General features: G+C 71.0%; 19 protein-coding genes. 12 read left to right on the top strand and 7 right to left on the bottom strand.

What is annotated here, in order from left to right:
* Positions 1-3: 3 nt before the first annotated feature.
* The gene (locus ACX9TP_RS01240) at positions 4-1,113 is read left to right on the top strand and encodes a hypothetical protein (protein ID WP_482977855.1); all 1,110 of its coding nucleotides are present in this window, start codon (positions 4-6) and stop codon (positions 1,111-1,113) included.
* 85 nt (positions 1,114-1,198) lie between these two features.
* Here the strand turns inward: ACX9TP_RS01240 and ACX9TP_RS01235 are convergent, their stop codons facing one another.
* Entirely contained in the window at positions 1,199-1,522 is a 324-nt protein-coding gene (locus ACX9TP_RS01235) for a hypothetical protein (protein ID WP_482977854.1), read from the bottom strand.
* Positions 1,523-1,824: 302 nt separating this feature from the next.
* On the opposite strand from ACX9TP_RS01235, the gene ACX9TP_RS01230 reads away from it, so the two are divergent.
* From ACX9TP_RS01230 to ACX9TP_RS01215, 4 genes are all read left to right on the top strand, one after another.
* Entirely contained in the window at positions 1,825-2,655 is an 831-nt protein-coding gene (locus tag ACX9TP_RS01230) for a sterol desaturase family protein (RefSeq protein ID WP_482977853.1), read from the top strand.
* A gap of 142 nt (positions 2,656-2,797) precedes the next feature.
* Positions 2,798-3,193: a BlaI/MecI/CopY family transcriptional regulator gene (locus ACX9TP_RS01225; protein WP_482977852.1), complete on the top strand. Its 396-nt coding sequence runs from the start codon at positions 2,798-2,800 to the stop codon at positions 3,191-3,193.
* Complete coding sequence (locus ACX9TP_RS01220; RefSeq protein ID WP_482977851.1) at positions 3,190-5,385, top strand: M56 family metallopeptidase; 2,196 nt, start codon at positions 3,190-3,192, stop codon at positions 5,383-5,385. Before ACX9TP_RS01225 ends, ACX9TP_RS01220 begins: the two co-directional genes overlap by 4 nt.
* 111 nt (positions 5,386-5,496) lie before the next feature.
* On the top strand, positions 5,497-6,654 hold the full coding sequence (locus tag ACX9TP_RS01215; RefSeq protein ID WP_482977850.1) for a 4-hydroxy-3-methylbut-2-enyl diphosphate reductase: 1,158 nt from the start codon (positions 5,497-5,499) through the stop codon (positions 6,652-6,654).
* Between the two features lie 27 nt (positions 6,655-6,681).
* Here the strand turns inward: ACX9TP_RS01215 and ACX9TP_RS01210 are convergent, their stop codons facing one another.
* Complete coding sequence (locus ACX9TP_RS01210; RefSeq protein WP_482977849.1) at positions 6,682-7,083, bottom strand: hypothetical protein; 402 nt, start codon at positions 7,081-7,083, stop codon at positions 6,682-6,684.
* A 440-nt stretch (positions 7,084-7,523) separates the two neighbouring features.
* Here ACX9TP_RS01210 and ACX9TP_RS01205 point away from each other — a divergent pair, with 440 nt between their 5' ends.
* The gene (locus ACX9TP_RS01205; protein WP_482977848.1) at positions 7,524-7,952 is read left to right on the top strand and encodes a fibril protein; all 429 of its coding nucleotides are present in this window, start codon (positions 7,524-7,526) and stop codon (positions 7,950-7,952) included.
* A gap of 6 nt (positions 7,953-7,958) precedes the next feature.
* On the opposite strand, the gene ACX9TP_RS01200 is transcribed toward ACX9TP_RS01205, so the two are convergent.
* From ACX9TP_RS01200 to sitA6, 5 genes are all read right to left on the bottom strand, one after another.
* Complete coding sequence (locus ACX9TP_RS01200) at positions 7,959-9,749, bottom strand: DUF885 domain-containing protein (RefSeq protein WP_482977847.1); 1,791 nt, start codon at positions 9,747-9,749, stop codon at positions 7,959-7,961.
* Positions 9,750-9,802: 53 nt separating this feature from the next.
* On the bottom strand, positions 9,803-10,750 hold the full coding sequence (locus tag ACX9TP_RS01195; RefSeq protein ID WP_482977846.1) for a GRAS family protein: 948 nt from the start codon (positions 10,748-10,750) through the stop codon (positions 9,803-9,805).
* Between the two features lie 1,792 nt (positions 10,751-12,542).
* Positions 12,543-15,068 (bottom strand): AAA family ATPase, encoded by a 2,526-nt coding sequence (locus tag ACX9TP_RS01190; protein WP_482977845.1) that lies wholly within the window; start codon positions 15,066-15,068, stop codon positions 12,543-12,545.
* Between the two features lie 191 nt (positions 15,069-15,259).
* Positions 15,260-16,024: a SitI6 family double-CXXCG motif immunity protein gene (gene sitI6, locus ACX9TP_RS01185; RefSeq protein ID WP_482977844.1), complete on the bottom strand. Its 765-nt coding sequence runs from the start codon at positions 16,022-16,024 to the stop codon at positions 15,260-15,262.
* Entirely contained in the window at positions 16,021-16,719 is a 699-nt protein-coding gene (sitA6, locus tag ACX9TP_RS01180; RefSeq protein WP_482977843.1) for a SitA6 family polymorphic toxin lipoprotein, read from the bottom strand. The genes sitI6 and sitA6 overlap by 4 nt, the downstream gene beginning before the upstream one ends.
* 452 nt (positions 16,720-17,171) lie before the next feature.
* Between sitA6 and ACX9TP_RS01175 the strand changes: the two genes are divergently transcribed.
* The 6 genes from ACX9TP_RS01175 to ACX9TP_RS01150 all read left to right on the top strand — a co-directional run bounded on the left by ACX9TP_RS01175 (position 17,172) and on the right by ACX9TP_RS01150 (position 25,182).
* The gene (locus ACX9TP_RS01175; RefSeq protein WP_482977842.1) at positions 17,172-19,880 is read left to right on the top strand and encodes an AsmA family protein; all 2,709 of its coding nucleotides are present in this window, start codon (positions 17,172-17,174) and stop codon (positions 19,878-19,880) included.
* Between the two features lie 281 nt (positions 19,881-20,161).
* Entirely contained in the window at positions 20,162-20,860 is a 699-nt protein-coding gene (locus tag ACX9TP_RS01170; RefSeq protein ID WP_482977841.1) for an MBL fold metallo-hydrolase, read from the top strand.
* Positions 20,861-20,900: 40 nt separating this feature from the next.
* Positions 20,901-21,578: a rhodanese-like domain-containing protein gene (locus ACX9TP_RS01165; RefSeq protein ID WP_482977840.1), complete on the top strand. Its 678-nt coding sequence runs from the start codon at positions 20,901-20,903 to the stop codon at positions 21,576-21,578.
* Positions 21,579-21,756: 178 nt separating this feature from the next.
* A complete protein-coding gene (locus ACX9TP_RS01160; protein WP_482977839.1) occupies positions 21,757-22,131 on the top strand; it encodes a hypothetical protein in 375 nt (124 codons plus the stop codon).
* 122 nt (positions 22,132-22,253) lie between these two features.
* Positions 22,254-23,909 (top strand): formate--tetrahydrofolate ligase, encoded by a 1,656-nt coding sequence (locus ACX9TP_RS01155; RefSeq protein WP_482977838.1) that lies wholly within the window; start codon positions 22,254-22,256, stop codon positions 23,907-23,909.
* 25 nt (positions 23,910-23,934) lie between these two features.
* The gene (locus ACX9TP_RS01150; protein ID WP_482977837.1) at positions 23,935-25,182 is read left to right on the top strand and encodes a YybH family protein; all 1,248 of its coding nucleotides are present in this window, start codon (positions 23,935-23,937) and stop codon (positions 25,180-25,182) included.
* Positions 25,183-25,201: the final 19 nt, after the last annotated feature.

The raw sequence follows: 25,201 nt of genomic DNA, 5'->3' as shown, positions 1-25,201 counted from the left end.
CCGATGGCCCTCTCCATGCAGTTCCTCCACCGCGAGGAGTTCGAGTCGCGCACCCTCCGCGCGCTGGGAGGCGCCGCCTGCATGGGCATCCTCGGGGCCGCCGCCCAGCGGCTGCACTTCCCCCTGGAGCCGGGCTACTTCGCGGTGGCCGCCGCCGCCATCGCCGGCGCGAAGGCGACGCCCCGCAACGCCATCAGCCTGCGCGTCGGCCTGGCGCTGCTGCCGGCCGTGCCCTTCTTCCTCGACCTGGATGATCCGCTCCCGCAGAGCCTGGCGGCGGCCATCGCCGCCGCGCTGGTGGCGTGGGTGGGCAACGGCCGGGGCGAGTCGGGCCGGCCCTTCTCCGTGGCCGCCAGCGCCGCCGCTGCGGGCGTGCTCGTCCCGCTGTCGCTGTACGTGCGCGAGGTGCTGGAGGCGCGCTTCGTGGGGCACACGGGGCTGCTCCCCGTGCTGGTGGGCTTCCTCACCGTGGCCCTCTTCTGGAGCATCGGCACGCTGCCGGCCAACGTGGTGATGGAGCTGGACGCGGTGGAGGCGCGAGGCCGGCTGCTGGAGGACACGCTCAAGGGCGAGGCCCGTGGGCTGGCCGTGCGCGCGCTGGGGCTCTACCGTCAGTGCAAGGACGTGGTGCGGGGCATGCCGGCCAGCCCCGGGCGCCAGGAGCTGCTGGGCGTGCTGGAGAAGATGGCCGGGGAGAGCTTCTCCCTCGCGGAGGCGCACGCGGGGCTGGAGGCGCAGCTGGGCTCGGTGGTGGCCAACGACGTGGACGCGCAGGTGCGCGAGCTGCGCAACCGCGCCGCCACCACGCAGGACGCGGTGGCCCGGCGCCAGCTGGAGCTGGCCGCATCGTCGCTGGGCGAGGAGCTCAACCACCTGGACGCGCTGTCGCGCCGCCGCGAGCGGCTGCTGGCCCAGCTCCACGCGCAGGTGGCGCTGCTGGAGCGCGCCCGCGTGTCCTTCGTCGGCGTGCAGGGCAGTGAGATGGGCGCCAAGGGCGCGCAGGCGGCCCAGCTGGCGCGCAGGCTCAAGAGCCTGGGCGAGGACTCCGCCGCGCCGCCCGCCGAGGACGCCGCGCCGGTGTCCGCCCCTCAGGGCACGCGCGTCGCGCCCTGAGAGCGCTGCTGCTTCGAGGCCATCGCCCCGGTGTCAGCATCCCGGGGCATGTGCCTCACGCCCCGGGGAATTGCTGCATCGCGGGTCAGTGCTTCTTCGCGGCGCGGCCGCTGCTCCGCTTGCGCGGGGCGTGCGTCTTGTGGTGGACGACGCGCGGCGTGTGGAGCTGGTCGGCGATGCGCTGCTCGATTTCCTCACGCGTGCTGCGGGCGATGACGAGCGCGGCCTCGATTTCCTCGCGCACCCGTGAGGCCTGCTCCTCGGCGGCGGCACGGTACTCGGACGTCGTGCGGCGCAGCGCGATGCTGCCCCGGTCCGCCGCGTTGCCCCCGGCCCGGCTCACGCGGGGCGCCGTGCGCCGCGTGCGACTCTTGGTGCCACTGCTCTGCTGTTGTTCCTTCTCCGCCATCGGAGTCCCCCTGGAAGGTCGTTTCGCTTCCCGGAAGGTGGGGTGCGATCGGGCGCCAGGGAAGCCCGTCCCCGAGTCGCATGCCGGGCAACCAGGGGGACAATCGCCCTACCCTCCAGCAGCGGCCCTTCTCACCGCCCCAAGAAAAGCGCTATAGCGCCCGGTGCCGTATCGGAGCTTTTCCAGGAGCCCCTGCTAGTGACAGTGGCGCCGTTCACCCCCAGGCCGGCGGGGGCGGCGCGGGCTCATCGCCGCTCCATCTGCTCCGGCCGGGGGCAGAGCGGCCACCTGCGAGGGATACCGTGTCAGTCAGCGCACCCTTCTCATTCCTGAAGAATCGCAAGCACAACCTGGACCGGATGACGCTGGGCGACCTGGTCTTCTCGTTCTTCACCTACTACGCCGTCGTCGCCTACATCGCGGTGGGTGTCACCAGCCTGGTGTTCGCGGTGAAGTGGTTCGAGAACCCCGTCCGCATGCTGCTGGCCATGCTGGCCGCGAGCGTCGTCTTCCCGCTGGGCTGGTACCTCGTGCACCGCAACATCCTGCACGGGCGCTTCCTCTATAAGAACCCGCTGACCGCGGCGATGTGGAAGCGCGTCCACTTCGACCACCACCAGGACCCCAACGACTTGCGCGTCCTCTTCGGCGCGCTGGGCAACGTGCTGCCGCTGGTGAGCGCGGTGATTGGCCCCATCGGCTATCTCATCGGCGGGCGCGCGGGCGCCGCCGCGGCGCTGGGCTGGGCCATGGTGGTGGTGTGCTTCTACGAGTTCTGCCACTGCATCCAGCACCTGAACTACACGCCGAAGCTTGGCTTCCTGAAGGAAATCAAGCGGTTGCACCTGTCACACCATTACCACAACGAGCAGGGCAACTACGGCATCACCAACTACTTCTGGGACCGGCTCTTCCGCACCTATTACGCGAAGGCCGGCGAGCTGCCCAAGAGCCCCACCGTCTTCAACCTCGGCTACACCGCCGAGGAGGCGAAGAAGTACCCCTGGGTGGACCGGCTCTCCGGCGGCACCCGCGGCGACGGCCACCCCCGCCGCTTCTGGGAGGGCAAGAACCCCGACTCCGTCCAGACGGTGGTGGAAGAGCCCGCCCGCGCCGCCAGCGGCAAGCACTGACAGCGGCCCACATCCACGGTGCCGCACGCCAGGCCCCCTCCTCCCCGACGGGACAGGGGGCTTTCTTCCGCCACCATCTACGAAGACCTTCGTTGACATCTACGAATGGGTTCGTAATATAGCCGTGTCGAGAGGGAGCGTGATGAGCGAGACGAAGCTGCCGCGTCCGACGGATGGGGAGCTGGCCATCCTCCGGGTGCTCTGGGAACGCGGAGACAGCACGGTGCGCGAGGTGCACGAGGCGCTCACCCGGCACGAGCCGGAGGGCACCGGGTACACCACGGTGCTGAAGCTGATGCAGATCATGACCGAGAAGGGGCTCGTGGAGCGCGACGAGTCCCAGCGGGCACACGTCTACAGGGCGAGGGCCACGGAGCAGCGCACGCAGCGGCAGCTGGTGACGGACCTGGTGGACCGTGCATTCGGCGGCTCGCCTGCCCGGCTGGCGATGCAGGCGCTCTCCTCGAAGAAGACGAGTCCCGGGGAGCTGGCGGAGCTGCGCCGGCTGCTCGACACGCTGGAAGGAGCGGAAGAATGAGCAGCCTCCTGATGGAGTCCCTGGGTTGGGCCCTGCTTCACTCACTCTGGCAGGGCGCGCTGGTGGCGCTGCTGCTCGCGGTGGCGCTCGCCACGGTGGGCCGGCGTGCCGCCCATGCGCGTTATGCGCTGGCATGTGGCGCGCTGGTGCTGGCGCTCGCGCTGCCGGCCGTGACGGGCTGGCGGCACTACTCCGAGGCGCGCGGCGCGGACGTGCTGCCCGTGGAGCGCGGGGCCTCGGTCCGGGCAGCTGAGCGGCAGGCAGTGCTGCCGGGGGCGCCCGGGCGCGTGTCCTCGCTGGAGCGGGCGCGCGGCGCGGCGGCGGACACGGGGACACGCGTGTCGTCGGTGGAGCGGATGCGCACGGCGTCGCGCGTGCAGGCTCCCGAGCGCGCTTCTCCGCTGGACTGGCTGCGCTCCACGGTGGCGGCCCACCTGCGGTGGCTGGTGCTGGCATGGGTGGCGGGCGTGGGACTGTGCTCGGGGCGGATGACGGCCGAGTGGGTGAAGCTGCGCCGGCTCGCGGCCCGGGCCCGGCCCGCGCCCGTCGAGTGGCAGGAGCGGCTGGACGCGCTGGCGGCGCGGCTGGGCCTGGGGCGCGCGGTGCGGCTGCTCCAGTCCGCGGCGGTGGACGTGCCGGCGGCGGTGGGCTGGCTTTCCCCGGTGGTGCTGCTGCCGGTGTCCGCGCTGTCGGGGCTGTCGACGCGCCAGCTGGAGATGGTGCTCGCGCACGAGCTGGCCCACATCCGTCGCCATGACTTCGCGGTGAATCTGGCGCAGGTGCTGGTGGAGACGCTCCTCTTCTACCACCCGGCCGTGCGCTGGGTGTCCCACGTCATCCGCGTGGAGCGCGAGCACTGCTGTGACGACGTCGCCGTGGGCGCCAGCGGCGGTGCCCTCTCCTACGCCCGGGCGCTGACGGCGCTGGAGGAGCTGCGCGTGCTGCCCACCGTGCAGGGCCCGGCGATGTCCGCGCTGGGTGGCTCGCTGCCGGAGCGCGTGCGCCGGCTCGTCACCGCGCCCACCGCGCGCTGCTCCTCGAAGTGGGTGGCCGGAGCGTCGGTGCTCACCCTGGCCAGCAGCCTCGCGGTGGCCGCGCCGCTGACCTCGCTGGTGCTGGCCAGCGCGGAGAAGGAGCCGTCCGCGGAGACGACGTCCGCGGGCTCGCTCACGCAGGAGCACGAGGCTTCGCTGGGTGAGCCGCGCTCGGGAGTGCCCGCCATCCCCGGCGCCGGCGTCCGGGGGCTCTCCGCGGCGCCGCCCGCACCGCCCGCGCCCCCTGCTCCACCGCGGCAGGCCGGCCCCGCCGCGCCGCCCGCGCCGCCCGCCCCCGGGGTCGCCTCCTCGGCGGTGAAGAATGCCCTCACCGCTCCCCCGCTCATCGCGCCGGTGCCCGGAGCCCTGGCCGCGGCTCCAGCGCCCGCGCCCCTCCCGAGGCCGAGCCCGCGTGACTCCGACGACGACGTGGACGAGCGCACGCGGGTGGGCACGGGGCAGCCGCTCTCCGTGGACCAGCTCGTCGCGCTGAAGGTGGCGGGCGTCACGCCGGCCCGCGTGCAGGAGCTGGAGGCCATGGGCTACGCGCCCACGGTGGCCAACCTCGTCGCCATGGGCCACGCGGGTGTCACCCCCGAGTACGCGAAGGACATGAGCGCCCGCTTCGGCCGCAAGCTGGACGCGGACGACCTGGTGCAGATGAAGCACCTGGGCGTCACCCCGGCGTACATCGAGGCGCTCAAGGCCGCGGGCTTCACCACCAATGACCCGGACGACCTGGTGCAGGCGCGCGCCCTGGGCGTCAACGAGGCCTTCGTCCGCGAGCTGAAGAGCGCCGGCTACTCCGGCATGTCGCTGGAGGACGTCTCCCAGCTGCGCGCGGTGGGCGTGGACGCCGGCTACATCCAGGCCCTGGGCCAGCGCGGCCTGCCGAAGCTGGCCGCCGATGACCTGGCGCAGCTGCGCGCCGTGGGCGTCACGCCCGAGTGGCTGGACCGCATGCGCGAGGCCGGCGTGCAGACGAAGGACGCGGACGAGCTGACGCAGCTGCGCGCCCTCGGCGTCGACCCCGCCTTCCTCCGCGAGCTGCGCGACGCCGGCCTGAAGGACCTCTCCGTCGACGAGCTGGTCCGCCTGCGCTCCGGCGGCGTGGACGCCGACTTCATCCGGAAGCTGCGCGACTCGCGGCAGAAGTAGGCCCGCGCGCCGTCGAGCAGTCCCCACCGTTCTCTCAATCTCCCCCGCCCTCACGGACGCGTCCCACCGGACGCGCGCCGGACGGGCGGGGTCTGTCCGAAGGAGCCCACCATGCGTCGCCTGTCGTCCCTTTCCCTCGTGGCCGTGCTGCTCGCGGCCTTCACCGCCACCGCGGCCCCCGAGCTGCGCGGCACCTGGACCGCCCAGCCCCGGAGCAACCGCGACGGCAAGGAGCTGCACCTCCAGCTCCAGCGGCAGGAGGAGCACGGCCAGATGGGCTTCAGCGAGCCCCTGTCCGCCTTCCAGGGCCTGTCCACCAACGACGGCCCGGTGTCCTTCACGATGCCGCGCGAGGCCGGCACCTTCAGCTTCGAGGGCCAGTTCAAGGGCGGCGAGGGCGCGGGCCACTACCGCTTCGCCCCGAGCGACACCTACGCGAAGGCCATGGCCGGGCTGGGCTATCCGAAGCTGTCGTCGGAGGACCACTTCAAGCTCGCAGCCACCGACGTCACCACCGCTCGCATCAAGGACCTGGCGGCCATCGGCTACAAGAACCTGTCGATGGACGAGCTGATGCAGGTGGGCATCTTCGACGTCACGCCCGCCTATGTGAATGAGCTGGCGAAGGCCGGCTACCCGGGGCTGACAATGGAGCAGCTCGTAGCGGGCCGCATCCACCGCGTCGACGGGGCGCGGGTGCAGGGCCTGGCCTCGGCCGGCTTCGCGAAGCTGTCATGGGATGACCTGCTGTCCATGTCCATCCACGGCGTCACGCCCGAGTTCATCAAGGAGGTGCGCGCACTGGGCTTCAAGGACCTGGACGGCGACGAGATTGTCGGCTTCCGCATCCACGGCGTCACCCCGGCCTTCGTGAAGGAGATGCGCGAGCTGGGCTTCAAGGACGTGGACGCCGACGGCTTCACCGGCTTCCGCATCCACGGCGTCACGCCCGCCTTCGTGAAGGAGATGCGTGACGCGGGCTTCAAGGACCTGGACGCCGACGGCTTCACCGGCTTCCGCATCCATGGCGTCACACCCGCCTTCGTGAAGGAGATGCGCGAGCAGGGCTTCCCCGACCTCACCGACGAGCAGCTCATGGCCTTCCGCATCCACGGCGTCACGCCGGACTTCGTGAAGCGGATGCGCGCGGCGGGCTACACCCGCATCACCCCGGACGAGCTGGTGTCGCTGCGCATCCACGGTGTGGATGAGAGCTTCATGCGCGCCATGTCGGGCACCGGGGACGGCGGGGCGGCGAAGAAGAAGTAGGCCGGGCGACGGCGCCCGCTCCCGGGCTCAGCGGGCGCCGCAGGCGGTGGTGATGGCGGAGCGGGCGCCAGTCACGGCGGCGGCGTGGACGGACATCATCTCTCCGAGCACCACCAACCCGGCGCCGGGAATGCCCGCATCGGCGCCAGCGTCCGGGAGCGCGGGCGGGGCCGCGGCCTGGGCCCAGGCTTCCGCGAGCCGGTCGATGCTCTCGTGGTAGCGCTGCACGGCGGCACGGAGGTCCGCGTCCTGGATGTCGAGGGCGCGAAGCCCCGCGCTCACCTCGCGCAACCGCCGGGAGTGGAGGACGATGGACTCCGCATCCTGGACATGGTCATGGAAGCCATCCACGACGCGCACCTCCTCCAGCACGCGGGCCTGCAACGTCGCGCACTCGTCCTGCCTGCGCGGTCTGCACGCGAGCGCCATTCCGAGACACAGGAGCCAACCCCAGGCTCCAGGGCTCCAGGGTGCGCGACGGCCGGCTCGCCCCCGCCGGGCCGGAGGAGATGATTGCCATTGTCTGGCGAAGTCGAACGGCACCCGCCAAAGCTGGCCGCCCGCTCCTTCCCTGTCAAATCCAGACATACGAATGAGGGGCATCCCGCAGCCAACCGTCCTGAACCCTGACATGACTCGCACCGGGAGCGCAGTCAGGAGGTGCAAGGCATTGCGTCACCGACCGGGGCGGGGCGGGAGGCCGGGCCGGGCGGGCGGACCTGGCGGGGCGGACGCAACCGGGCGCGTGGACTGCACGGCAGCGGGCACTCCGGGCGTTGTCCGGAGAACGAAGGGAGGGCAGGCGGCGTGCACGGACGGGGGCGCGGTAACAGCTTCCCCGCAGGTCGATGGTGGGGGTGGAGGGTCGAATGTTCGCGCTTCGCGTTGCCTGCGCAGGGCTGCTGTGCCTGACGGCGTGTGCCTCATCCAACAAGTCCGTGGCACCCGTCCAGGAGTCACGCGCTCCGGCGCGCGCCGCCCCGGTGCGGCAGGGGGGCGCCTACGGCTTCGGCCCGGAGGACCCGGTACGGGTGGGCTGGGGGAATGAGGGGATGATGGCCTTCCTCGCGCTGCTGCGCGGCCCCGAGGGCCAGCGGGTGGCCTGGCGCCGCCTGGGGCCCAGTCAGGGACTGGAGGTCTTCGAAGTCACCTACGAGGGCCTCGCCGCGCCCGTGCAGCTCTACCTGGACCCGCTCAACAGCGGCGCCATCCGCGCGCCCTCGGGCTTCAACATCGAGGGGCTCACGTCCCGCGAGCCCCTGCCGCCCGAGGAAAAGCCCCAGGTCATCGAGCTGTAGCCCGGCTCATTCCAGCGACGGCGCGGTGTCCCCGGGGATGAGGACGCCGCGCGCCAGCGACACGGGCAGGCCGAGCCGCAGGAAGCGGTCGTGGAAGTCCTTCAGCACGAAGGGCTCCCCGCGCGCCTCCAGGTGGCGGCGGTAGTCCTCGCGCAGCTTGAGTATCTGCATGCGCCCGAGCGCGTAATAGAGGTACGTCGGGTTGGACGTGCCGCGCTCCACCTCGCGCAGCGCGGGGAAGGGCTCGAAGTACGCAATCTCCGCGTAGCGCTTCGCCACGGCCTCCACGGGCTCGCCGTAGACGTGGAGCGCCAGGGCCGCGTACCAGCGGGCATGGCGCTGGAGCGCGCGGCGCAGCTGCCCCAGGCGGATGCGCGGGTCTCCGTCACCCAGGCCCTCGTCCACCATCATCTGCTCGGTGTAGTGGGCCCAGCCCTCGACGACGGACGTGGGGGAGAAGACCTTGCGCACGTCGGTGGGAATCTTCGACTCGTAGAGCAGCTGCACGAAGTGGCCGGGAATGCCCTCGTGCACGGAGATGCCGAGCAGGCCCGCGCGGTTGAAGTACGTCAGGTGCTGCGCCTGCTGCTCCGGCGTCCAGCCCGGCTCCACGGGGGTGATGTTGTAGAAGGCCTCGGTGGCCTTCGTCTCGAAGGGGCCCGGCGTGTCCATGGACGCGAAGCCCAGCCGCGCGTACGGCGGCGTCTCGCGCACGGTGGGGAGCCGGTCCGACGGCAGCGTGAGGATGTTCCGCTCGCGCACGAAGCGCTGCAGCTCCACGAGCTGCGCGCGGGCGGTGGGGATGAGCTGGTCGGCGGCGGGGTGGTCCTTCACCAGCTCGGCCATCACCTGCTCGGGCGTCTTCTTCGGGTCCACCTTCGCGGCCTCGCGGGCGACCCAGGCCTTGTACTCGCGGATGGAGCGCTCGTTGATGTCGCGGAGCGGGTCCGCGCCCAGCGTCACGTGCTCCTCCAGCGCGAGCTTCTTCTCGAAGCGCTCGCGGCCCAGGCGGAAGTCGCCGTCCGCGCGGGGCAGCAACTCCTGCTCCAGCCAGAGGGCGTAGACCTCCAGGTGCCGCGCGGCCTGCTCACGGGCGGCGGTGAAGGCCTCGCGCTCGGAGGCGTCCACGTTGGCGAAGCCCTGGGCCTCCAGGGCCCGGGGCAGGTCCGTGCGCAGGAAGGACGCGACGCCCTGGGCATCGCGGTGGGAGAGCCGGGCCCACAGCTTCGGCACGCCGCGGAGGTTGGCCTTCGCCGCGTCGAGCACGCGGGGGATGGACGCCATGCGCGAGCGCAGGGAGCGCATCCGCTCGGCGACGGGGGCGAACTCGCGGGAGGAGAGGTTGGACAGGCCGCTGGCGATGACACCCACGTAGAAGCCGGGGTGGTTCTCCCAGGTGCGCTGCTCCTCCAGCTCCGCGAGGTCCGCGCGGATGGCGTACTCCAGCACGCGCGCGTCGACGGCGGAGTCTCCGGTGAGGGCGCCGCGGTCCACCGTTTCCAGGCGGGTGAGCCAGTCCTGGAGGGCCTTCGACTTGCGGGTCAGCGCGGCGGCGGAGACGTCCGGGAGCCGGGCGTCGTGCTGGTGGAAGCCGAGCGACGTGGCGCGGGTGGGGTTCGTCTCGGTGTACCAGTCGAGGTACTCGCGGGCGAGGCGGGTGTACGCGGCCTCGGCCGCGGACGGGGACGCGGTGGACATGGCGGAGGTCTCCGGCGCGGTCCGCGCGCGAGGGGCGCAGGCGGACACACAGGCCAGCAGGACGAGGGCGGAGCGGAAGCGCATGGGGGCTCGAGGCATGGCGAGGCCTCGCAGTGTCGGCGCTCGGGCGCGATTCGGGAAGGGCGAACGGCTCAGCGGGGGCGGGCGTCCCGTGCCGGAGTGGCACACAGCACGGCGACGAGGGTTTCGTCACCGACGTCGAGGCCCACGTACCCGGGATAGCGGCGCGGGTGCATCTGCGGATGCGAGCCCAGGTCCAGGGAGGTGGGGACGTCGTCCCGCGAGAAGCCCGCGCGGGCGAGCCTGCGCCACCAGCCGCGCACATGCTCGTACCGCTTCGAGCGGGAGTCGTCCGAGTCGTCGAGGACGGCCTCGAGCTCGCGCACGAGGAAGCGCCGGATGGCGTCGCGGTCCTCCTGGGGCAGGGCGAGGCGGTCCACCAGCTGGAAGGTGAGGCCGACGTAGCGCCAGCCCTGGCGGAAGCGCTGCTCCGGGTCCGGGGTGGAGACGTCCAGGCTGGGCTCGGCGAGGACGAGGGCCCTGGGCTCCAGCATGCGCAGCCGGCGCAGCAGGCTGTCCCGGGCCTCCTCGTCGGCCACCTTCCCGCGGACGTGGTGCAGCGCGAAGGCCGAGTGCACGAGCAGCGTCCCGGGCATCGCCGCCATGATGGGCCAGAAGGACGGGTCCAGCTCCTCCACGAGCGAGTGGAAGGCCATGACGTGGACGTCGAGTCCGTAGGCCTGCGCGGCCTCGAGGAGGTTGTGCTCGGCGGCGCGGAGGCTCACGGCATCGGGCTCCACGGCGACCACGGTGAGGTGACGGGGCCGGTCCCCGCGCGCACCGAGCCGCCGCAGCAGGTCCACGCCCTGGCGTCCGGTGCCGGGGCCGATGTCGAGGAGCACGGCCTCGTCGAGGCCGGCGAGGTGATGACACAGCCACTCATTGGCGATGTGCCCCGCCAGGGCCACGGTGGGCAGCGCATCCGAGACGCGCTCCGCCAGCGCCTGGCGCGATTGCGCTTCTCCATGCCCCGCGAGCCCCGAGAGGAAGGACGTGAGACGTTGAAGGTTCTGGCTCAAGACGACGGTCCCCCCGTGGCGCCCCGGAGGCCGGGGGCACACCGAGGATACGCTGACTCGGGCGTTTCCTGGTTGGGGCTTGTGGGCCCTGGCTCGCGGGGCCGCCGTGGATGAGGATGACCTCCCATTGACAGGCTTTGGCGCGGGTCCGACGCTGCTCCAGATGGATGCTCACGTGACGAGTCGCATCGGGAAGGGGCTCCTGCTGCCGCTCCTGCTGATGGGAGTGGGCTGCGCCTCCTCGTCCTCACACGGGTTGACCGCATCAGAGCCGGCTCCCATCCGAGGCCCATGGACGGAAGTGCCCCTCGTCGAGATGCCCACGGGGGACACCTCTCTGCCCATCGAACTGCTCCGGGACGTAGCGGGCGCACTGCTCAAGCTTCCTGGCGCCAGGGTGTGCGACCCGGCGACGAAGAAACCCATCGTGGGCCTTTCCACGGAGTACTGCTCGACGGTCTATGTCGCGGGAGACCGCAACTCACTCTCGTGGCGCGTCACGGCCCCAGTCCGGGGAAGTCATGACCGATGCCGCATCTCTTCTTCAGTGGGGGATGACGACTACCCTTCCGAACAGGTGTGGGTCGTCGGGTATGTCCACAACCATCCCTGTGCCGCGGCGCCCTCTTCACTGGACCTCAGCGCATGGCCGACGGCGACCTTCGACCCATTCGTGGCCATGGCCCAGGTGCGATTGATTCCTGGAAACCCCACGCCCGCCGTCTTCAGGAGCACGGCCATCGAAATGGCCTCGGCGCTGGTGGCGGAGCGTCAGGATGGGACACGCGTGTACCTGCGCTACTTTCCTACCGGTGAAGTACAGCAATGGAGCGACGCCAGGGCTCGATGGGTGACCTTGGGAACCTGTGCTCCAGAGCTGACCCGCTATAACTCGATGCCACGATGCGATAACGGACCTGTGCGACTGCTGCGCGAGTAGGAGCTCGAGATGCTCAAGGCGTTTGCGCTGACAGGACTGGCAGCAGTGCTCTCCGGGTGCGCCTCACGTGCTCCGGCATGGAGGGGAAAGGTCGAGTGGCCCAACGAGGACTCAGCCCGGCTCGTAGGACAGCCCATGGAAGCGGGGGCCGCGTTCGCTGCTGCTGGAGCCGTCCGCGAGATGGTGCGGACCAATCCGTATCCAGACCTGTTCCATGGCTGCGCCAGTCCGGAGCAGGGATTGGATGTCGTCGTCTTCACGGGCCCGACGCCGGGCCTGTATTACGTGGTGCTCCACCAACGTTTCAACCGGTGTGGCGGCCCGGCGGTAAGAGTGCTCGACGGATGGTACTCCTACGCGGTCACGCCCCAGGGCGAGGTGGTCGCCGAGGCGCCACCTCCCGCGGAAGAGGACACTTCGGAGGCCGCGCCTCCCGATACGGCTCCGCGCTCTTCGGAACCCGCTGTCGAGACGAATTCCCAGGTGCCCTCACCACCCGCTGAGCCCGCGCCATCTCCAAAGCAGCCACCAAAGACAGCGCCGACACCAGTGACGCCCTCCTCCCAGCCCGACCCTACCCCTGGGCCGTGAAGCCGGGCCCCCCTTCCCATCCGCCCCCACCGTGTACAAATCCGGAAACTGTCGGGTGGCAGGGGGCGCCATGAGGGCCGGCTGGCGCCCCCGTTTTTCCCGCTTCCGGGGCAGCCGTGCGTCCTCCGACTGTCGGACGCCGTGCATTTCCCCGGGCCAGCGCCGTCAGTTCCCGTGAATGTCTCTCTGCTGCCCCAAGGCAGTTCCACTGCGTCTGGGACGTGCGGACCTACCCCGCCGCACGGAGGATGCGCCGCGCCCCTATCTCAGGGCGGACGCGCCACCGAACCGGTAATGAAGACTGTCGGCGACGCCTTGCCCGCAGTGCCGCTGCGCCTCCGCGAGGAAGCTCTTCACTGCCTCCACGTCCACCGAGCGCGGGCCGGCCGCAAGCGTTGAGGCCAGCATGCTGACCGGGAGTGTCACAGCCACGCGCGACCCCACCGGGGGTGGAGCATTCGACGGCAACACTTGCTGGAGCGCTTGGAGGAACGTCTCATTCACGGCGGCCTCCAGGTCAGCCCCACAGAAGAAGCGCAGCTCGTCGATGTTCGACTCGAAAAGGGGCGTGAGGGCGGAACGGAGCTCACCCACGCCGGGCACCGTCACGTCAGGAGCACCGTGCCCCTCCCGCAGGGTGAGTCGGCGGAGGTAGTAGGCGAGAATGGCCACGGCCTCATCCAGGTCCGGCGGAGGAACGGGAACGAAGAGCCCGAACCGACCGCTGCGGATGGCCGCGTCGTCCAGAGAGCTCACGTAGTTGGTGGTCCCCACCACGAGCCGCCCCAGCCGACTTGCCCGGTCCAGTTGTACCAGGAGCTCGTTCACACTTGCGCGCTCATCGTCGTGCATCTGACCCGTGCGGCGAGAGCGCGCCACTGCGTCCAGCTCGTCGATGACGAGCATCCGCTTCTCCCTCTCGGCCACCCAGTCGAACTGCTCGCGAATCATCAACTGGCCCCAACCGATGTAGGGCCCCCGCAGATCCGAGGGCCCGAGCAACCGCACCTCCTGCTCCAGTTCGCCCGCGATGGCACGAGCCAGACGGGACTTGCCGCAGCCCGGGGGGCCGAAGAAGAGGATGCCGGAGGCCCGCGACAGCCCGCGCATCAGGCCCCGGTGCCGCTCGGGCCAGAGGATGCTGCGCTCGATGCGCTCCTTCGCCGAGGCGTAGCCTGCGATGTCCGCCAGTCGGATGGCCTGCTCGGCAGGTTTCGCCTCCTTGTCGATGGGAGAGTCCCTCCGAGCTTCCTCCTCGGGCTCGGTCACCTGGGAGGCGCTGGCCGTGAGCGCTCGCGGCTCCAGCTGAAGACACACGCCCTCCGCGGCGGGCAGGAGCACTCGGCCGTTTTCTCCCAGGTGGTATGCGATATCCGCGAGGAAGGGCCCGGCCCACAGCAGCGCATCGCTCGGCACGACCAGGGAGAACTGCTCTTTGCGACGCACCCGGGAGAAGACCTTCTGCTGATAGAAGCCTTCCATCGGACCACTTCCGGCCAGGGTCTCCACCTCGAAGACCCCTTCGCCCTCGACGAAGAGGTCCACGCGGGTCGCCCTCCGCACATCGCCGTCCTCGTCCTGGTCCTGCTCCTGACGAGCCTCGAACTTGAGCTGGGCCTTGGGATTGCGGCGTTGCACCCAGCGAGCCAGGTGCGCTTTGAGTGCGAGGGCGGTGCCGCCCTCGCTACTCCCCTTCAACTTCGGCACCTTGCTCCCGGTGAGAACCTCCCCCACCCGGGTCACGGCCTGGGCCTCCACCTGGGCGCTCGCTTCGCGTGCCCAGAGTAGCGCCTTCAAGGGAGAAAGCCTGGAGGCAACCTTGCTGTCCTGGGCCTTGTCGGGTCTGCCTCCCACCAACAGCAGCAACTGCGCGACGTGCGTACCCCCTTGGGTCACCTCCGAGCCATCGAACTCGAAGATGGGACCAGGCCACGCCGCCTTGAGGCGTGGAAAGTCCACCGGAGACTCCGCGTCCTGCCGGAGTGCGATGAGGTTGAGGTTGTGGGGAGCGTCCAGGAGTTGAGGAACATCCGAGGAGATGGCAGTGGGCTTGAGGTAGCTGTGCAGCAGGCCAGCGGGCCCTCGCACCACCTGAGGAGCGGCATGGTCGCTCACCGCGCGGCCAAATCGCTGCGCTCCGTGGAAAGCCCAGGTCATCACGCCTTCCCATGTGGCCTGAAGCCAACCGTGGGCGGCGACGTCCTCCGGAAGATAGAGGAGGGCTAGAATGGGCTCGCGCCCGGTCAACGCCCTCAGGAAGGCCACCTCGCGATCGGCGGGTAGCCCCATTGCAGCTGGCCAGAAGGGCTCGGGCAACGAGGCCTCGATGAGGTTTTCGCTGGCCTCGACCTCGTCGTCAGTTTCCTCGACGGTATCGGGGCCTTCGATGGCGGCTCTCTTCAGCCGGAGCGCGAACGTGTCGTTGCGGTCCCATTCGTCGGATGACGGCTCCACCTCGAGCCCCGCTCGCTCCAGTTGGCGCACCACCCGCTGAAGCGAACTGCGCTTCATCCTCACATCCGCCGAATAGCCGAACTCCCCAACGAGGTCCGCCAGCGTGGAGCCGCCGGTGAGGCTCAAGGAGTTGCTGAACTTCGTCTTGCCCTCCCGCGCTTGTGCCATCCAGAGGGCCAGTGGTGCGATGGCGTCGCGCGGAACCTTCTCCAACTGGTTGTCTTTGTCTGGACGTCGGACGGTGAGCAGACCACCGCTCCTCTGCGTGACGATGGCGATGGGGCTCCCAGACTCTTCCTTGAGAACAATGGTGTCCCCGAGCATCACCTTCATGGCTCCCTCCCTTCGGTGCTCACATGCGCAACCGAAAACCGGGAGCAATTCTACTCCACCTTGGCTGGGCTTTCCGTCTGGGCCCGTACGGCCCCAGGGCCCAGGGCCCGCTCCACTGATTCGACCGTGCGCGGTAACAGCAGGGAGCGACGCCCGGTGGATTCGTGAACCGTCGCTCAACCGGGCGCCGCTCACCTGCGAATGATGATGGCGGCATTGCCAGCGAGCCGCCGAGGCGGCTGGATGCCTGGAGGTCTGGACGTCAAGAGGAGCTTGAGGGTGATGTCGTTCGGCTCGAAGCGGCGAACGACGCTAGCGAATCGCTCGCTGACGACGATGATGCCGGGGAAGTCCGCAAGCCTGAATGCATCCAGGTCTGTTGGGAGTGATGCCGGGTCAGCCCAGTAGTGCAGGGGCCGCATCTCCCCATCGCAGCCGCATACCGCGCACGGCTCGCGGCGGCCCGGCGGAAAGCAGTCGGGGGCCAACCGTCCGTGCGGGAGCAGTTGTAGCTCCGCGACGGCAGGGGCGGGAGAGCGGCGGAACTTCGGCCATACCGGCACGATGCCGCGTAGGTTCTCCAGGGCCCGGAGCGCGTCCTCACGAACGAAGAGCGCGGCCAGGTCCACCAAGGTAAAGGCACCCCACTTGCCGCGTGTTGAGCCCACCAGCGGGCCGAGTCCTGTTCCTGGCTCCAGCGGAGCGCCCGGTGGGCAGTACGGGCGCACCAGGTCGCGGAGCCGTACGTACTCCTCGAACGACGCTGGACGGGGCTTCAGCTCGCGGGCCTCTGGCAGCTCCGAAAGGTCGACGGTTGGGTAGGTGAGGCAGCTGCCGACTGTTGCGCGGCAGCTCGGGCACTGCTCCACGGAGGGCAAATGCCAGCGGCGACTGACGCGGTAGGTGCTGCTCCAGGTGGGCTCGGGGCTCCATGTAATCTCGTAGAAGCTTGTCATGGGCTGGGCGGAAGCGGGGGGAGCTCGAAGGTCTGCCAGTACGTTGCAGGCATGCCCCATAGGTTGTGTTTCCTGATGAGGTAGCTGGCGAACTCGAAGAGCATCGCCTTTGTTACGTCCGGCCAGTGCAGGTCAAGCCAGGTCTTCCACTCCGTGTTCCACGGTCCCCTCATCGCCAACCTGTGGACTCTGGCGTGTTCCGCCGCGTCCATGACGAGCGTCCATTGATGGATGTTGATGCCCCTGGCGTTGAAGTGGCCTTCAAATACCTGGGGAAAGATGTGGTGCCGCTCGTGCGGCCGCTGTCGCCATAGCTCCAGCCGGCGCGCGGTCTCCTTCTGGCTGGGTAGCTCCTCGGGGCGATACCACTGGAAGACGAACACCGGCAGCGCGTCCCCTGGGAGTGCCTCGCTGCTCCCCCAGTTGCGCTGGCTGTTCGCCGGCGGGCGCACAGCCGACACTCCGCGAGTTCGGACGATTCGGTCTGGAGCGAGGTCTTCGCAGCGGTAGAGCCCACACCCGGCCGGCGTGCAGGTAGGGACAAGGCACTTGTCTTCGTCGACGTCCTCGCACTCGTCATCGTTGGAGTCGGCCGCGTCCCACGTGGCGGTGGCGTCGTACAGGTCTTCGTGGGCGGGCGCGGTCGCGCACGCCTGCAACGCCGCGATGAATAGCAGTGACCAGCAGAGCCGCATTCGGTTCCCCCCGGGAGGTCCCGGCAGCTTACCGGCCAGCGCCACTCCGGCTGGATATTTGGAATCCCATAGGGGCCCACCCCTCCGGGGGTATGGCGGGGGTGCTCGCGGTCAAAGTCCACGCCTGACGAGCCCCCTGCCCCCCTTCCCATCCGCCCCCACCGTGTACAAATCCGGAAACTGTCGGGTGGCAGGGGGCGCCATGAGGGCCGGCTGGCGCCCCCGTTTTTCCCGCTTCCGGGGCAGCCGTGCGTCCTCCGACTGTCGGACGCCGTGCATTTCCCCGGGCCAGCGCCGTCAGTTCCCGTGAATGTCTCTCTGCTGCCCCAAGGCAGTTCCACTGCGTCTGGGACGTGCGAGCGGACCGAGGCTGAGCTAAGCGTCTGCTGGCTCCCCGGGCCCCGCACCGAGCCATCCGCCCGTGGCCTGCTCGCTGGAGGAGGTACCAAGCGATGTCCAACACCGTCGTCACCAAGAAGCGCCGCTGGCCCTACGTCCTGGGCGGCATCCTCGCGCTCCTCGTCATCATCGTCGCCGTCGCCCTCTGGCGGCTCGACGCCATCCTGCTCAAGACGGCCAAGGACCAGGCCGCCACGTACTCGCAGAAGCTCGGCCGCCCCATCGAGATTGGCGACATCTCCACCAAGCTCTTCCCCACCCTCGGCGCGGAAGTGGAGAACGTCACCATCGGCCCCGCCGAGGGCGAGGAGCTCCCCCTCGCGCAGCTGGCCTCCATTGACGTCCGCGTCGCCGCCGGCCCCCTGCTGTCCTCGCGTGGCAAGGACATCCAGGTGAAGAACGCCGAGGTGTCCGGCCTCACCGTCAACGTCGTCCGCTTCCCCGACGGCACCACCAACGTCCAGCGCCTCATGAAGCGCCTGGAGGAGCAGTCTCCCAAGGAAGAGGAGAAGCCCGAGGAGGAGCAGCCGCCCACCGACCTCTCCGGCGTCCACGTCGAGCGCGCCGCCCTCACCGACGGCACCATCCGCTTCGTGGACCGCTCGGCGGGCGCCCAGGCCCGGGAGCTGGCCGTGAAGGACCTGGACATCGAGGTGAAGGACTTGCGCGCCGGCAAGCCGCTCGTCGTCGACCTCGCCGCCGCCGTCCTCGCCGACAAGCAGAACCTCAAGATGGCGCTCAACGCCGCGCCCCTGCCCCCCACCCTCATCCCCACCCCCGAGCGCGTGACGCTCAAGGCCGAGCGCATCGACCTCGCGCCCCTGGGCCCCTTCCTCCCTCCCGACGTGGGCCTCCAGGCCGGCACCGTGGACGCGGACTGGCAGGCGGACCTCGGCGGCGCGGTGCCCGGCGGCACGGGCCCCACCCGCCTCGTCGGCGTCGTCAAGGCGCTCGGCCTGCGCTTCGCCGGCACGGAGGGCGGCAAGGCGCTCGACGTGGTGCTCGACACCGACGTGACGGGCGACGTGGCCGTGGGAGACCTCGCGCTCGACAAGCTCAACCTGGACGTGGGCCCGGCGAGCATCACCGGCAAGGGCCGCGTGAAGGGCCTGCTCACCGAGAAGCCCTCGGTGGAGGGCTTCGAGCTTTTGGGGAAGAACCTCGACCCTGCCGCCATCGCCGAGTACTACCCGCCGCTGCGCAAGCAGCTCGACGGCATGATTGCCGGCCCCATCGGCCTCGCGGTGCGCGGCAGCGGCACGCAGGACGCCCAGGCCATCGACATCGACGTGGACCTGACGCCCGTGCGGCTGCGCGTGCCCGCCCAGCTCACCAAGGACGCGGGCGCGAGCATGAAGCTCACCTCCCGCCTCACCGGCGCGGCGGCCAGCGGCGGCGCGCTGCGCTTCACCGCGGACGCCAACCTGGACGGCGTGGACCTGCGCCCCGGCCTCCTCGTGAACAAGGCTCCCGGCCAGCGCATGCAGGTCAGCGCCGCCGGCACGTACACGCCGAGCAAGACCGGCTCCGGCATGAAGGTGGACCTCCCGAAGCTCACGGCGAACCTGCTCGAGGACACCGTGACGGGCAGCGCGTCCTTCGCGCTCGCCGGCCAGGGCAAGAAGCAGACGACGACGTTCTCCGCGGACGTGAAGAGCCCGAAGCTGGACGCGGACGCGCTGCTGATGAACGAGGAAGAGGTCCTGGCCCGCACGGGCGGCGCACCGGTGCCCCCGCCGCCGGATGACCCGACGCGCTTCAACGGCTACCGCGGCGACATCCGCTTCGCGATTGCGGCCCTGCGCTACACGAAGATGGACCTGAGCAACGTGACGGGCGTGGTGAAGATGACCGACGACCTCATCACCGTGGAGAAGTTCTCCTCCGGCCTCTACGGCGGCAAGGTGACGGCGGACGGCACCACCGTGCGCCTGGGCCCGCTGCCGGAGAAGCGCCCCTTCGACGCCAAGGTGAAGGTGGAGGGCGTGGAGATGGCCGAGGCCCTCACCCAGTTCACCCCGCAGAAGGTGATGACGGGCAAGTTCAACGGGAATGTGGACGTGAAGGGCGTGGGCTACACGCCGGACCAGCTCCAGCAGACGCTGCTGGGCGCCATCAACGGCAACATCCTGGGCGGCACGCTCCTGGGCAAGGACCTGGTCGCGGCCGTGTCCGAGCCGCTCGCCAAGGCGCTGCCCTTCGCGGCCAAGAGCCTCAAGAGCGAGCAGGTGACGTCGCTCGGTGACAACCTGCCCTTCGGCGTGGAAATCAAGAACGGCGTGGCGCAGCTCGAGCGGCCCCTGTCGTGGACGCGGCCCGAGGCGGCGCTGAGCTTCAGCGGCGGCATCCGCCTGGACGGCACGCTCGACTTGACGGGCGGCGTGTCGCTGACGCCGTCCACGGTGAAGACGCTGACGCTCGGGAAGGTGACGCCGCCGGAGGCCATCCCCGTGGGCATGAAGCTGACGGGCAAGGCGTGGAAGCCCGAGGTGACGGGCGTGGACGTGAAGCCGGCCGTGACGACGATTGCGAAGCTGGCGGCCTCGTCGCTCGCGGGCAACCTGATTGGCGGCGAGCGCGGCAAGCAGGTGCAGGCCGTCATCGAGGGCGGTGAGGAGAAGGCCCGCGCCGAGGCCGAGGCCAAGAAGAAGGAGCTGGAGGCGAAGGCCGCCGCCGAGAAGGCCCGTCTGGAAGCCGAGGCCAAGAAGAAGGCCGAGGACGAAGCCAAGAAGCGCCTGCGCGGCATCTTCGGCGGGAAGTAGTCCACGCGCCCGGCGCTGGAGCAGGCCGCCACCGTGCGGCCGCTCCAGCGCGGTGACACCACCCTCTCCACCCACCCGACCACGCCGGTGAAGTGCGCCGGGGCGCCGCGGAAAATCATGGACCCGGCCGCGGACCACTTCCGCCGCACCTCCCCCGGGACGGAAGGACATGTGTGGCTCGCGATGGAGGGTAGCCCTCGCGCCCCATCTCATGTCATCTCCATGTCTGGCACGGTGCTGGCAATCCGAGCGCGGCACTCGAACCGAGCAGGAGGTGGACCATGGTGTTCCGGCAGCTGTTCGACGCCGAGTCCTCGACCTACACGTACCTCCTGGCGGACGAGGCCACGCGCGAGGCGGCGCTCATCGACCCGGTGCTGGAGCAGGTGGAGCGAGACCTGCGGCTGGTGGAGGAGCTGGGGCTGAAGCTCGTCCTGGTGCTGGACACCCACGTCCACGCCGACCACGTCACCGGCGCGGGCCTGCTGCGGGAGCGGACGGGTGCCACGGTGATGGCCTCGGCACGGGGCGCGCCCTGTGTGGACCGGAAGCTGGCCCACGGGGACGGGGTGCGCCTGGGCCACCTGGAGCTGAAGGTGCTGGAGACGCCGGGCCACACCGACGACAGCCTCAGCTACCTGTGCGAGGGCCGGCTCTTCACCGGTGACGCGCTGCTCATCCGCGCCACCGGGCGCACCGACTTCCAGAATGGCGACCCGGGCCAGCTCTACGACTCCATCACCCACCACCTCTTCACCCTGCCCGAGGACACCGTGGTGTATCCGTGCCACGACTACGCCGGCCACGCGCTGTCCACCATCGGCGAGGAGAAGCGCCTCAACCCGCGCCTCGCCGGCAAGACGCGCGACGCCTTCATCGCGTTCATGAAGAGCCGCCAGCTCCCGCCCCCGAAGAAGCTGGACGTCGCGGTGCCCGCCAATCGCGCGTGCGGCCACACCGGGCCCCAGCCGAGGCCCTGAAGCCCCGGGCAGGCAGGCCCTCCACGCCCGCTTCCAGGGCGTGAATCCCGCCCCGCCCACCCTCATCCGCCACCTGCTCGCGCCTCACCTGGGACGCGAGATGGAGCCGCTCATGCCCACCCTCTTCGACAGTGCCACGCCGAACCCCGCCGGCTACCGCGACGTGGACGTGCGCCAGCTCGCGGCGCTCCCCGCCGCGGCCGCTCCCCTGCGGGTGGACGTGCGCGAGCCCTCCGAGTTCGACGGCATCCTCGGCCACCTCGACGGCGCGCACCTGGTGCCGCTGGCCACCCTGCGACACGCGGCCCCCGGGTGGCGGCCCGACGCGGACGTGCTGCTGGTGTGCCGCTCCGGGGGGCGCTCGGCGAAGGCGGCCGCCCTGCTGGTGGAGCTGGGCTTCACGCGGGTGATGAACCTGCGCGGCGGCATGCTCGCGTGGAACACCGCGGAGCTGCCCGTGGTGAGGCCGACGTCGGGCCCGCCGCCCGCGCTGTCGCGGGTGCTCGATGAGCTGCTCGTGGGCCTGCACCGCGCCATGGCCCCGGAGACACCCGCCCCCATCTACGGGCAGGGCCCTTCACGTGAGGCGCTGACCGCCCTGCTCGACACCCTCCAGGCGTCCCCTCCCCGGACGGTCCGCGACACCGGAGGCTTCGAGCAGCTGCTGCGCGAGTGCCGGGACCTGCTCGCCGTCGCGCGGCCGGAAGGCCGGCATTGACGCGGTGAGTGGGCGTCGGGCGCGTCGCGGCCCGGCGGCGGCGCCCTGGAGTCCACCCACCTCGACTTGCGGGTTTTCCACGATACCGGCCCGCACCGGGCATTCCTATCTCCCCGAGCCGCAACACCTGGCGGCTTCCAGCCGCCGGCGGCGGTCCAACCCCCACGAGGAGCATGCAATGGCTCGGCTCATCAGGTTCTGTGTGACGTTCGCAGGTGTGGCGATGTTGTGTCTCGGCGCCCAGACGGCCCTGGCGGCGGACAGCGAGGAGCTGCTGGCGTGTGTGCCGGACGGCGGCATCGACGACTCGGGCAGCGCCACGTACTGCTGCAACGGCTACGCGATGCCCGGCAGCACGTACTGCAGCTCCAGCGGCTGCTACCAGTTCTGCGCCACGCCGCCGGTGAATGGCTGCGTGCAGCCGGGTGGCTGGGAGGACACGCTCTACGTCACCAGCTGCTGCAGCGGCCAGGCGGTCCCCGGCAGCACCAAGTGCCTGGACCCGGCCGACTACGGCACCGACTGGAAGACCTGCATCCAGCAGTGCCAGTAGCCCTCGCCGCGAGGTAGGCAGGCCCTCCCGCTCCCTCAGGGGCCGGGAGGGCCCGCCGCCCGAGGCGCCCCCCACGCACCACAATCGTTGACCCGTGCCCGCGCCGCGCGGAGAGTCGCGGCATGACGCTGAGACCCATCGCCGAAGTGGGCGCCGAGCTGGGCCTGTCCCCCGAACACGTGCTGCCGTGGGGCACGAACCGCGCGAAGGTGTCGCTGGACGCGCTCGGCGGGCGGAGCGGGAAGCAGGGCCGCCTGGTGCTCGTGTCCGCCATCAACCCCACGCCTCCGGGCGAGGGGAAGACCACCATGTCCGTGGCCCTGGCCATGGGCCTGCGCAAGCGCGGGCGCCGCGCGGTGGCCGCCCTGCGCGAGCCGTCCCTGGGCCCCGTCTTCGGCGTGAAGGGCGGAGGCACCGGCGGCGGTCAGGCCAGCCTGGAGCCCGCGGCCGACATCAACCTGCACTTCACCGGCGACCTGCACGCGATTACCAGCGCCAACAACCTGCTCGCCGCGCTGGTGGACAACGCCGTGTATTACGGCCAGCCGGTGGCCATCGACTCCACGCGCGTGCGCTGGCGGCGCGCCATGGACATGAACGACCGGTTCCTGCGCAACGTCATCGTCGGCCTGGGTGGCAAGGCGCACGGCGTGCCGCGCGAGGCCGCCTTCGACATCACCGCCGCCAGCGAGGTCATGGCCATCCTCGCCCTGTCCGACGGGCTCAAGGACTTGGAGGCGCGGCTGGCCCGCATCGTCGTGGGCCACTCGCCGGACGGCAAGCCGGTGCGCGCGCGGGACGTGGACGCGGCGGCGGCCATGGTGGCGGTGCTCAAGGACGCGCTGATGCCCAACCTCGTGCAGACGCGCGAGGGCGGGCCGGCGCTGGTGCACGCGGGCCCCTTCGGCAACATCGCGCACGGGTGCAGCTCCGTGCTGGGCACGCGGATGGGGCTGGCCTACGCGGACGAGGTGGTGACGGAGGCCGGCTTCGGCTTCGACCTGGGCGCGGAGAAGTTCCTCGACATCAAGTGCCGGAGCGCGGGCGTCTGGCCCCGGGGCGTGATGCTGGTGGTGACGCTGCGCGCGCTGAAGCACCATGGCGGCGCCGCTGCCGCGCGCGTGGCCGAGCCCGACCGCGAGGCGCTGGTGCGCGGCTTCGCCCACCTGGAGAAGCACCTGGAGTCGGTGGCGGCCTTCGGCCTGCCGGCCGTCATGTGCGTCAACCGCTTCCCGCAGGACACGGAGGCGGAGCTGGAGGAGCTGCGCGCCTTCGGCCGGGAGCGCGGCGTGGAGATGGCCGTGTGCGAGGGCTTCTCGCGCGGCGGTGACGGCTCGCTGGAGCTGGCGGACCGGGTGCTGGAGATGCTGGACCGCACGGACGCCGCGCCGCCCCGCCCACGCTTCCTCTACGAGCTGACGCAGAGCCCCGAGGAGAAGGTCCGCGCGATTGCCCGCACGGTGTACGGCGCGGACGACGTGGCCTTCACGGCGGGGGCGCTGAAGGACTTGCAGATGGTGCGCGAGCTGGGGGGCGCGGAGCTTCCGGTGTGCATGGCGAAGACGCACCTGTCGCTCTCGGATGACCCGACGAAGCAGGGGCGGCCTCGCGGCTTCACGCTGACGGTGCGCGAGGTGCGGCTGTCCGCGGGCGCGGGCTTCATGGTGGCGCTCACCGGCGACATCCTCACCATGCCCGGCCTGCCTCGCGAGCCGGCGGCCCGCCGCATCACCGTGCACGATGACGGCCGCATCACCGGGCTGATGCAGGGCGAATGAGAATGAAGACACCACGGAGGAAGTCATGAAGCAGCAGCTCACGGGAGCCGTCGTCCTCGTGTCACTGGTCACCACGGCCTGCGCCGGTCCGGGCGCTTCCGGACGCGCGCCATCCACGGAAGAAGCCCCCGTCACGGCGAAGGCGGCGCTGTCACCGGCCGAGGCGCGCGAGTCGCTTCGCGCCGCCGAGGCCGCGCTGGCCGACGCGATGGCGAAGAAGGGGTCCGCGGAGGGCATCGCCTCCTCCGCCGCGGAGGACGCACTGCTGCTGCTGGAGGGGCAGTACACGCTGCGCGGCGTCGACGCCATCCGCGCGAAGCTCTCCGCGGAGCCGCTGGAGCGGGATGGTGTCCTCAGCGCGGAGGCCCTCGTCTGGGACGTGAGCGCGGACGGACGGATGGGGTACGCGGTGGGGCAGGTGCTGCTCGACTCGACCGGCGGCGCGACGGGAGGTGCCGCGGCGCCCGGAGCCGCGGGAGCGACAGGGGCCCCCGGTGCTGGCGTTCCCCCGGCGCCCGGCATCTCGTCGCCTGGAGCACCGGCCGCGCCCGCTGCACCTGGTGCACCGGCGGCGCCCGCTGCACCTGGTGCGCCCGGAGCACGCAGCGCCCCTGCCACTCCCGGAGCGCCCAGCGCCTCTGCCGCGCCCGCGGCACCGGGAGCGCCCGCGGCACCGGGAGCCCCTGGAGCGGCGCCCAGGCTGAAGCCCGGCAAGCGCTACCAGCGCTACCTCACGGTGTGGACGCGGACGCCGGAAGGTCCGTGGCGTCTCGCGGCCGCCGTGCTCGGCAGGGCTCGCGGCCCGCTCGCCGTGCCGCCCGCGTTCTCGGCGAGGTCCACCGCCACGGCTCCGGCCGCGGCCACGCCCGCGGCCCCCTCGGACGTGCTCGCGGAGGTGTTCGCCGCCGACTCCGCCTTCTCCGAGCAGTCCACGCGCGAGGGCATGGGTCCGGCCTTCATCGCCTGGGCCGCGCCCGACGCCGTGATTCCCAGCGGCCCCAGCGGCTTCTTCGGCAACGCCGGCATCAAGGAAGGCTACGGGCCCATCCCCCGTGAGGTGGGCCTGCGCTGGGAGCCGAAGCTCGGCGCCGCCGCCAGCTCCGGCGACATGGCCTACACCGTGGGCCGCGCCGTCTCCGTCTCGCCCGGCCCGGACGGAAAGAGCGACACCACGTACGTGAAGTACCTCTCCGTCTGGCGCCGCCAGCCCGACGGCCAGTGGCGCTACGTCGCCGACAGCGGCAACGGCAACCCGGGCCCGGACGGCCCTTGATTCATCGGTAGCGCCCCGC

Source organism: Pyxidicoccus sp. M15 (assembly GCF_056858435.1).
This window is presented reverse-complemented; position numbering and strand designations above follow the sequence as displayed.

Excerpts from the sequence above, each read along its gene's own strand:
- ACX9TP_RS01190 (WP_482977845.1), bottom strand. The coding sequence starts at position 15,068 with ATGAAGGTGATGCTCGGGGACACCATTGTTCTCAAGGAAGAGTCTGGG.
- ACX9TP_RS01235 (WP_482977854.1), bottom strand. The coding sequence starts at position 1,522 with ATGGCGGAGAAGGAACAACAGCAGAGCAGTGGCACCAAGAGTCGCACG.
- ACX9TP_RS01170 (WP_482977841.1), top strand. The coding sequence starts at position 20,162 with ATGGTGTTCCGGCAGCTGTTCGACGCCGAGTCCTCGACCTACACGTAC.
- ACX9TP_RS01200 (WP_482977847.1), bottom strand. The coding sequence starts at position 9,749 with ATGCCTCGAGCCCCCATGCGCTTCCGCTCCGCCCTCGTCCTGCTGGCC.
- ACX9TP_RS01225 (WP_482977852.1), top strand. The coding sequence starts at position 2,798 with ATGAGCGAGACGAAGCTGCCGCGTCCGACGGATGGGGAGCTGGCCATC.
- ACX9TP_RS01175 (WP_482977842.1), top strand. The coding sequence starts at position 17,172 with ATGTCCAACACCGTCGTCACCAAGAAGCGCCGCTGGCCCTACGTCCTG.
- ACX9TP_RS01240 (WP_482977855.1), top strand. The coding sequence starts at position 4 with ATGGCCCTCTCCATGCAGTTCCTCCACCGCGAGGAGTTCGAGTCGCGC.
- ACX9TP_RS01205 (WP_482977848.1), top strand. The coding sequence starts at position 7,524 with ATGTTCGCGCTTCGCGTTGCCTGCGCAGGGCTGCTGTGCCTGACGGCG.
- ACX9TP_RS01215 (WP_482977850.1), top strand. The coding sequence starts at position 5,497 with ATGCGTCGCCTGTCGTCCCTTTCCCTCGTGGCCGTGCTGCTCGCGGCC.
- ACX9TP_RS01210 (WP_482977849.1), bottom strand. The coding sequence starts at position 7,083 with ATGGCGCTCGCGTGCAGACCGCGCAGGCAGGACGAGTGCGCGACGTTG.
- ACX9TP_RS01155 (WP_482977838.1), top strand. The coding sequence starts at position 22,254 with ATGACGCTGAGACCCATCGCCGAAGTGGGCGCCGAGCTGGGCCTGTCC.
- ACX9TP_RS01160 (WP_482977839.1), top strand. The coding sequence starts at position 21,757 with ATGGCTCGGCTCATCAGGTTCTGTGTGACGTTCGCAGGTGTGGCGATG.
- ACX9TP_RS01150 (WP_482977837.1), top strand. The coding sequence starts at position 23,935 with ATGAAGCAGCAGCTCACGGGAGCCGTCGTCCTCGTGTCACTGGTCACC.
- sitI6 (WP_482977844.1), bottom strand. The coding sequence starts at position 16,024 with ATGACAAGCTTCTACGAGATTACATGGAGCCCCGAGCCCACCTGGAGC.
- sitA6 (WP_482977843.1), bottom strand. The coding sequence starts at position 16,719 with ATGCGGCTCTGCTGGTCACTGCTATTCATCGCGGCGTTGCAGGCGTGC.
- ACX9TP_RS01220 (WP_482977851.1), top strand. The coding sequence starts at position 3,190 with ATGAGCAGCCTCCTGATGGAGTCCCTGGGTTGGGCCCTGCTTCACTCA.